The sequence below is a fragment of the Sodalinema sp. genome (genome assembly GCF_046483825.1).
In the GTDB taxonomy this organism is placed as follows: domain Bacteria; phylum Cyanobacteriota; class Cyanobacteriia; order Cyanobacteriales; family Geitlerinemataceae; genus Sodalinema.
Map to the genome: position 1 here is coordinate 1 of NZ_JAWOCL010000031.1, position 7,030 is coordinate 7,030.

The 7,030-nt window shown below is 50.2% G+C and carries 12 protein-coding genes; 4 read left to right on the plus strand and 8 right to left on the minus strand.

Translation table 11 applies throughout. The features are described from left to right. Positions 1 to 85: 85 nt before the first annotated feature. Positions 86 to 1,477 carry an IS200/IS605 family accessory protein TnpB-related protein gene (locus R6U67_RS02080; protein ID WP_410251007.1) on the minus strand — a complete coding sequence of 464 codons (1,392 nt, stop codon included), beginning with the start codon at positions 1,475 to 1,477 and terminating at the stop codon, positions 86 to 88. A gap of 353 nt (positions 1,478 to 1,830) precedes the next feature. Here R6U67_RS02080 and R6U67_RS02085 point away from each other — a divergent pair, with 353 nt between their 5' ends. Continuing rightward, entirely contained in the window at positions 1,831 to 2,199 is a 369-nt protein-coding gene (locus R6U67_RS02085; RefSeq protein WP_410251008.1) for a type II toxin-antitoxin system RelE/ParE family toxin, read from the plus strand. Between the two features lie 13 nt (positions 2,200 to 2,212). After that, positions 2,213 to 2,542: a helix-turn-helix domain-containing protein gene (locus R6U67_RS02090; protein WP_087709541.1), complete on the plus strand. Its 330-nt coding sequence runs from the start codon at positions 2,213 to 2,215 to the stop codon at positions 2,540 to 2,542. Between the two features lie 290 nt (positions 2,543 to 2,832). Here R6U67_RS02090 and R6U67_RS02095 read toward each other — a convergent pair whose 3' ends face one another. The 6 genes from R6U67_RS02095 to R6U67_RS02120 all read right to left on the minus strand — a co-directional run bounded on the left by R6U67_RS02095 (position 2,833) and on the right by R6U67_RS02120 (position 4,849). Then, complete coding sequence (locus tag R6U67_RS02095; protein ID WP_410251009.1) at positions 2,833 to 3,213, minus strand: DUF86 domain-containing protein; 381 nt, start codon at positions 3,211 to 3,213, stop codon at positions 2,833 to 2,835. After that, positions 3,206 to 3,580 (minus strand): nucleotidyltransferase family protein, encoded by a 375-nt coding sequence (locus R6U67_RS02100; RefSeq protein WP_410251010.1) that lies wholly within the window; start codon positions 3,578 to 3,580, stop codon positions 3,206 to 3,208. Before R6U67_RS02100 ends, R6U67_RS02095 begins: the two co-directional genes overlap by 8 nt. A 52-nt stretch (positions 3,581 to 3,632) precedes the next feature. After that, the gene (locus R6U67_RS02105) at positions 3,633 to 3,800 is read right to left on the minus strand and encodes a hypothetical protein (RefSeq protein WP_410251011.1); all 168 of its coding nucleotides are present in this window, start codon (positions 3,798 to 3,800) and stop codon (positions 3,633 to 3,635) included. A 70-nt stretch (positions 3,801 to 3,870) separates the two neighbouring features. Further along, positions 3,871 to 4,359: a DUF3368 domain-containing protein gene (locus R6U67_RS02110; protein WP_410251012.1), complete on the minus strand. Its 489-nt coding sequence runs from the start codon at positions 4,357 to 4,359 to the stop codon at positions 3,871 to 3,873. Then, positions 4,356 to 4,607, minus strand: a complete 252-nt coding sequence (locus tag R6U67_RS02115; protein ID WP_410251013.1) for a UPF0175 family protein — start codon at positions 4,605 to 4,607, stop codon at positions 4,356 to 4,358. The genes R6U67_RS02110 and R6U67_RS02115 overlap by 4 nt, the downstream gene beginning before the upstream one ends. 47 nt (positions 4,608 to 4,654) lie before the next feature. After that, positions 4,655 to 4,849, minus strand: coding sequence for a hypothetical protein (locus tag R6U67_RS02120; RefSeq protein ID WP_410251014.1), 195 nt, complete (start codon positions 4,847 to 4,849; stop codon positions 4,655 to 4,657). Positions 4,850 to 4,888: 39 nt separating this feature from the next. On the opposite strand from R6U67_RS02120, the gene R6U67_RS02125 reads away from it, so the two are divergent. Together R6U67_RS02125 and R6U67_RS02130 are read left to right on the plus strand one after the other, a co-directional pair. Continuing rightward, a complete protein-coding gene (locus R6U67_RS02125) occupies positions 4,889 to 5,134 on the plus strand; it encodes a UPF0175 family protein (RefSeq protein ID WP_410251015.1) in 246 nt (81 codons plus the stop codon). Further along, the gene (locus R6U67_RS02130; protein WP_410251016.1) at positions 5,131 to 5,628 is read left to right on the plus strand and encodes a DUF3368 domain-containing protein; all 498 of its coding nucleotides are present in this window, start codon (positions 5,131 to 5,133) and stop codon (positions 5,626 to 5,628) included. Before R6U67_RS02125 ends, R6U67_RS02130 begins: the two co-directional genes overlap by 4 nt. 87 nt (positions 5,629 to 5,715) lie before the next feature. Here the strand turns inward: R6U67_RS02130 and R6U67_RS02135 are convergent. Further along, on the minus strand, positions 5,716 to 7,030 hold a 1,315-nt coding region (locus R6U67_RS02135), incomplete at its 5' end, for a hypothetical protein (protein ID WP_410251018.1).

The following is a 7,030-nucleotide window of genomic DNA, read 5'->3' on the forward strand; positions in this document are numbered from 1 at the left end:
CCTATTAATTGAAACCCTGAGCGACCAGTAAGGGCGTATGATGAAGCTCACCCCACCTGCCTTGGGCGAGGTGTCTCGGTCGGTGCTAACCTCGAACTGTGCTAGTCCACAGGTCACACAAACAAGCCCAGCTTCTAGGCGAACGCCGAGAACATTGGCTCGAACGTTCCTCACTGTCCTTTCGGCGAGTGAGCTGAAGAATCCCTCGGGCAGCAATATTAAGTGCTCCATTAAGGTCTGCATTGTATCGCTTGCCCGAGGAAAATTTAGCCAGAGCATAGTTGTTGGAGTCTCGTCGTACGACTCCACTGCCGTCATAAGCCAGCTTTGATGTATAGGCGGCCACGACATCAATGACTTTACCGCCTATCTCTTGCCACTTCATCTCGGTCAAGTCTCGAATCATCCCCTTGAGCCATCCATGAAAGCGTTGGCGCAGGTTGGAGCGTTTTCGCCCCCCCTTAGCCTTCCATCCTTTTAGGTTCTCAAAGACAATGGCATCGGCATTGAACTGTTGGGCAATCTGCACGATACGCTTCGAGACAATCTGCCCAATTTGGCGGTTGATGTGACGACATTTACGGTAGGTATGAGAGCAGAAGCCTTTCTGAAGACTTCCACCGTTCCCCATCGTCTTACTAGCTCGTTTAGATACTGATTTCAGTCGTTTATCCCGACGGTCGCCGTTCCGCTGGACGCAGGTTCCAGCGGCTGCGGCGACTTCGTCTATGTCTCTCCCCGGGTGAATAAACTCCCGGTGGATTACAGTGCCATCAAAATTCACGACTGCCACAGTAGCGGTGGTGTTGATACTCAGGTCAACAGTGACAACCCGACCCTCTCCCTCCCGTTTATGTGGATGACACTCAAAGGGAACTGAGAGATGACAAGCCCTTGTAGGCTCATCAAAAATAAGGGATGGCGACCGTAGCTTGTTGCTATCTACGGTATGCCGTTCTCGTAAGCTCGTTATCCCAACGGTTGTCCAGACCCAATCGGTTCCGTTAAAGACCTTGATTTCGATGCGGTCATAGCCATGGAGTTTATAGCAACCACCCTTATACAGGGTCGGATAACAGCCACTGTTGGGATTGAGGACGGGAGGTTTAGCGTCCCGACGTTGACGAGTTCCCGATTGCCATTCTCGATATCGGGTCATGTAGCTACTGACTTGGCCAGCAGCGAAGACGATGGCAGCTCTTCGGTAATAGCTGGGGAACTTGTAAAAGGTCTGGTCAAATTGCTGGTATTTGGGGTTGGGGTTCTTGGCGGTTTGGTGAATGAGTTTTTCGACAGCTAGAACCCGTTTTTGACTCGATAACTCGGCTAGAGACGGCCAATGAGTGAAGAGAATTCCCATCAAATGCCGACAGACACGACGATAAACCTCAACCGTTTGGCTCAGCAGCACCCGCTGGCTGGCTGTCGGGTTAAGAGTCCATCGGTCTGTACGGATGATTGATGTGGTTTGTACCATAACAGTATGATACCCCAAGGCTTGTCAGCTCGGCAGCTCCTTGACCCCCACCTGCCGTTCGGCGAGGTGGGGGAATGCGTCGCTATTTTGTTCAAAGGCTTAAATCACTGGTTTCATCCCCATTTAGGTCTAATCCAGGCGGTGAACTACTCGGTTTCTTCTCCAGTCTATCAACAAGCTTTAACCCTTCGCGACCAAGTCCTACGACAACCTTTGGGCTTATCCGAGGATATCTCGGGGTTTGGGCCATTCTCACCGTTTGATTCAAGGTGCGATCGCACCTTGAATCAAACTCTGTCCAGTCTCCTGTCTTTAACTTGACTAATTATGCCAAAACTAGCATAATTAGGACTATGAATCCAACTTCAAAACCACTCGAATGGATTGCCAGTTCCCTTGATGACTTAAAGGACTTCCCTGAAGATGTTAAACAAGCTGTTGGATATGCCTTGTATCTAGCACAATGTGGCGAAAAACATTCAAAGGTTAAACCGCTTAAAGGCTTTAGGGGAGCATCAGTCTTGGAGGTTATTGAGAACTTTGATGGGGACACATATCGAGCAGTTTATACTGTTAAATTTGAGGAAGTTGTCTATGTACTGCATGTTTTTCAGAAAAAATCTAAGCGAGGAATTGCGACTCCTAAGCAAGAGATTGAGCGTATTGAGACGCGCCTAAAACGTGCAGAAAAGCATCATAATCGGTACTATAAGCAAAGTTAAAAGGAGAAGAGAGATGAGCGATGAAATTAAGGTTCAATCTAGCAGTGGTAATGTTTTTGCAGATTTAGGACTTGCCAATCCTGATGATTTACTGATTAAAGCAGAACTTGTCCGACAAATTAGTAACATGATTGAGGCCAAGGGGTTAACTCAAACTGAATCCGCTAATATCCTTGGGATTGACCAGCCTAAAGTCTCCGCTTTAGTGAATGGAAAGCTCTCCGGCTTCTCGACTGACCGACTCTTTAAATTCTTAAATGCTCTCGGCAGTGATGTGGAAATTCGTGTCATTCCTAAACCTGAGCTAGAATCTGAAGCTCAAACAAGAGTTATTGGGGTTTGAGCTAATAGGTTCGATGTTCGACTTGGCTCAAACGGATCAACCGAGCCAATATCGAACCCCCGCAGTGGATTCGCATCTTGCACCTTAACCCCGTCCTCGCCGGGCGATCGCGAAGCGTACGGAAACCGCGATCGCCGGCAAAATTGCCACCAAGACACTCAACCCAATTCTCACCAGTCAACCCCACCCAAACGCCGGGACTGTGAGGATATCTCGGGGTTTGGGCGGTTGCTGGGGGTGAATCGCCTGGGGAAAATCGAACATCGGGGAAGTTAGAGGGAGTGCGATAGTCACAAACCCGTTTTGAGGTCTGCTAACATCTGCCGCACTGTCTCAATCAAGGGGTTAATGTGCAGCTCGCAGGTGTTGAAAATGACGGCCTCATTCACACTGAAGTAGTCATGGGCGAGAACGTTGCGCATTCCAATGACGGCTCGCCAGGGAATTTCAGGATATCGGTTGAGAAATTCACCTTGCGTCTTTTCGTCGATTTGCCGGAACGCTTCGCCAACGGACAGCAGAACCATACTGATCGAATCCAGATGCTCCCGCCCTTCCTCGCTGGCGATAAAGTCCTCTGGGCTTCGGACTTTGGCAAACCGCCGGGGTACGCGCTCGAGCGCTTCGAGGATCGCCTCCAAGCGTTCCCGCAACAAGCTGGCCTCAAGCATAGGCCGTCTCCTTTTCCACTCGTTGCTTCAAGCGGGGCGGCATTTCATTACGCAGCTCGATCAAATCCACCGGATATCCCAACAGCGCCACCAGTTCCTCTTGCATCAGAGCGAGATCGAACAGAGTTAGTTTTGCGGCCGGATGAGCGCGGTAAACCACATCCACATCGCTGTTGGCAGTGGCCTGCGATCGCGCGACAGACCCGAAACAGCCAAGAGCTTCAAGTCCGTAGGCTTCCCCGCGATCGCGAAGGAACGTCCGTAGCTTTAGTAGTACCTCGTCGCGCTGGGGGATGCGTGCGTCTTTGCTCATACCATCAATTTTAATGATGTCGTTGCCGAGTATGTCCACTACCTTAGCCGCCATCTTCATGTGGTGTCGACATGAAGACTCCAGTCGTGGATTCGCATCTTGCACCTTAACCCCGTCCTCGCCGGGCGATCGCGGAGCGTGCGGAAACCGCGATCGCCTGCAAAGTTGCCACCAACAGACTAAACCCAATTCCTACCAGTAAACTCCACCAAAACGCCGGGGCCGTGACGATATCTCGGGGTTTTGGCGGTTGCTGGGGGTGAGTAGTGGCCACCGCGACGGCTGTACGTACCCCAAAGCCGTGTCGGCTAGCTTGTTCGACAGACTAGACTTGGCTTATTAGATTAAGGTTCCTGAGCAAGATCTAAGATACGCCGGTATAGCTGAGAACTGACGCGGAACCCAGCCTGGTTAATCAAGGTATCCATAACGGATTGAACTTGAGGGATAAGGCGTCTTTGCTTAGCAACGAGCAAAATGCCCAGAATACCAATGATAGGCAGTCCAAGCCGAATAGCCTCTTGTCGTCCTAAGCGTTCATCAATAAGCAGATCATCAGCTCGTAGCTCAAATGCTAGTGCAATAGCATTGGCTTCCCCAGCATCGAGTCCTCGTTCTTGTTGCAGTTGGTTAGCGAGCTCGAAATTGATGAGGGATTGGGTTTGAATCCAGCCCAGTTGCAGAATGGCTGGAATAGTGGGATTGCTGGCAACAGCTAATTCATGGGCAACAACGTCAGGAATAATCACAGTTTGGTAAATGGCTTCTAGCAACCAGAGATGATCAACAATGGCAAGATTGGACAGGGCAGAGGTATCGCTGACGATGATCATAGCCAGCCCCGGTCACGCAGGTGTTGAACGTCCTGCTCCAAGTCTTCCACATCGTAGTGAACACAAATACCACGATCTGCCAGTAGCTTTTGAAATTTCATAATTTCTATCCCAGCAATTTTACTGGCGCAGCTGAGGGAAATTCGCTCTTGCTGAAACAGGGAAATGGCAATTTCTCGAAGCCAATCGCTCTGATTAAAGGTTTCAGTTTGGCTGAGGTGATCAGGTAGGTTGAGTGTGATTTGCATTGACTCTTGCTCTCGCGTACTTGCTTTTAATTTTAGATCTAGATATCTCAACCCCGTCCTCGTCGGGCGATCGCGGAGCGTGCGGAAACCGCGATCGCCGGCAAAATGGCCACCAACACACTAAACCCAATTCCCACCAGTAAACTCCACCAAAACGCCGGGGCTGTGACGATATCTCGGGGTTTAGGCGGTTGCTGGGGGTGAGTGGTGGCCACCGCCACGGCGATCGCACCCGTGGTCAAAGGAGAGTAAAATTAAGAGGGATAGCAAGGAATTTAGCCATGAGTGTTATTGTCTCTGACGAAATTTTAACCGCCACTCACATGACTGAGGCTGAAATGCGTCAGGAAATTGCTGTGATGCTCTTTCAACAAGAAAAGCTGACCCTTGCTCAAGCCAGTCGCTTTGCCCAAATGCACCGTGTCGCCTTTCAACACCTCCTCGCTAGTCGCCACATCCCCGTACATTATGGAGTAGAGGATTTTGAGCAAGATATTCAAAACTTGCGGGAGATGGGTCGATTGTGATTCTTGTCAGTGATACATCGCCCATTAATAATCTTGCAGCAATCAATCACCTCCATCTCCTTCACCAGCTTTATGGAACAGTTCTTATTCCTGAAGCCGTTTATCAAGAATTAACTGACCCCAATTTTCCTGTGTCTGGTGCGACCGAGGTACAAACCTTTGACTGGCTTCAAACTCGTCCTGTTAGCGATCGCACCCTCGTCGAAGTCCTGAGTAACGAACTCGATGTTGGAGAAGCAGAAGCGATCGCGTTAGCCGTCGAGGTTCAGGCTGAGCAAGTTTTAATTGATGAACGGCGCGGCCGGCTAGTTGCAAGTCGGTTTAATCTCCGTTATACGGGTATTTTAGGAGTTTTGGTTGAAGCGAAAAGTCAAGGCTTGATTACTGAAGTAAAGCCCTTACTGAAGGCATTGATAAATGAGGCAGGATTTTGGGTAGGAGAACCTCTATGCAAAAGTGTTCTACAGCTTGTTGATGAAATCGATAGACCTTGATTTTTTTGCTAAATGCTGTGGGGATGAGTGTGATTTGCATTGACTCTTGCTCTCGCGTACTTGCTTTTAATTTTAGATCTCGACATCTCAACCCCGTCCTCGCCGTGCAATCGCCTGCAAAATCGCCACCAACACACTAAACCCAATTCCCACCAGTAAACTCCACCAAAACGCCGGGGCCGTGACGATATCTCGGGGTTTAGGCGGTTGCTGGGGGTGAGTGGTGGCCACCGCCACGGCGATCGCACCTGTCGCCAACCCCACACCCGCCATTCCCACCGTTTGATTCAAGGCGCGATCGCCCCTCGTTTGCTCAATCTGAATCACCCCTTCAATGTTGCGGATGAGATGATCCAGGAGTGTCAGGCCCGTTTCCAGGTTGTCGCGATCGAACTGGATTTGCTCGATATCGCGATCGGGGTTCCAGTTGCAATGTTCTGTCCGCTGGAGTTCTAACCCTAAGCGGCGTTGGCGTTGTTCGTAGTTTCTGGCGTTGATGGCGATCGCGTGTTGTTGTGCATCCAGCAGCACCAGTTTCTCGGCGTACTCCGCGCGATCGCTCAGACATTGGGTTAAATCCTTCTGAAGTTCCGCTAGGTTGACGGGTTTCGAGTTGAGGCGATCGCGCACTCGCTGATATCGGCGTTTCACTGTTGCATAGTTCCCCTTGAGTTCCGCCTTGAGTTGTCGGCTGTTCCATTTGGCCCACCTCACCTTGTTACGAAAACCGAACCAGCGAATGAAGTTAAAGTTGGCAAATTTCGCCATCCAATCGCGAATTTCCTCAATGTTTTCTGACTCAGGAAACAGGAGAACACAGACATGGGGATAGCGATTTAAAAACTCGTGCCATTCTCCCTGCCAAAATGTGGGAGTCTTTTCAAACTCAAAGAAATGGGGGGATTTTTGACCATATTTTATAGATCCTGTCAAGGTTAAATGATCGTGAATATCCTTAGGATCTAAGTCTAGGAAACGGGCATAAATATCTTGCGCGAGGTCTTGTGGCGATCGCGAAGCGTGCGGGAACTGCAATCGCTCGTCTGTTTGTTTTGCCCAAATAAACCACGTTTCCCCGAGGCTTCCATAGCGCTCTGGACGGCGCGTAGGGAGGCTTTTGGCTTCAGGGTCAAGTTGAGCCAAAATTTGCTGTTTGAGGTCATCAATGGCGGCGAGAGGGCGGGGATTATCGTTGATTTGCGGTGGGGTGGAGGGTGCGTCAGCCGGGGACCTGAGGTAGCGGCCCGAAGTTTCCAGTTGCAAGCCGTAGATGTCCTCTAAACCAAAGGGGTAGATAAAGCCGTCGAGTTCCTCTCGTGGGTTCGGTTTCCCCGTTTGCCAGTAGAGGCTTTCAGTATTGGGCAACAGAGCGTTGACACCATCCTCATGTTCATTCTGTTGC

Bases quoted from the DNA above. Each gene is read 5' to 3' on its own strand.
- R6U67_RS02115 (WP_410251013.1), bottom strand. From the start codon at position 4,607: ATGCAAATCACACTCAACCTACCTGATCACCTCAGCCAAACTGAAACC.
- R6U67_RS02110 (WP_410251012.1), bottom strand. From the start codon at position 4,359: ATGATCATCGTCAGCGATACCTCTGCCCTGTCCAATCTTGCCATTGTT.
- R6U67_RS02095 (WP_410251009.1), bottom strand. From the start codon at position 3,213: ATGCTTGAGGCCAGCTTGTTGCGGGAACGCTTGGAGGCGATCCTCGAA.
- R6U67_RS02080 (WP_410251007.1), bottom strand. From the start codon at position 1,477: ATGGTACAAACCACATCAATCATCCGTACAGACCGATGGACTCTTAAC.
- R6U67_RS02100 (WP_410251010.1), bottom strand. From the start codon at position 3,580: ATGGCGGCTAAGGTAGTGGACATACTCGGCAACGACATCATTAAAATT.
- R6U67_RS02090 (WP_087709541.1), top strand. From the start codon at position 2,213: ATGAGCGATGAAATTAAGGTTCAATCTAGCAGTGGTAATGTTTTTGCA.
- R6U67_RS02125 (WP_410251015.1), top strand. From the start codon at position 4,889: ATGAGTGTTATTGTCTCTGACGAAATTTTAACCGCCACTCACATGACT.
- R6U67_RS02085 (WP_410251008.1), top strand. From the start codon at position 1,831: ATGAATCCAACTTCAAAACCACTCGAATGGATTGCCAGTTCCCTTGAT.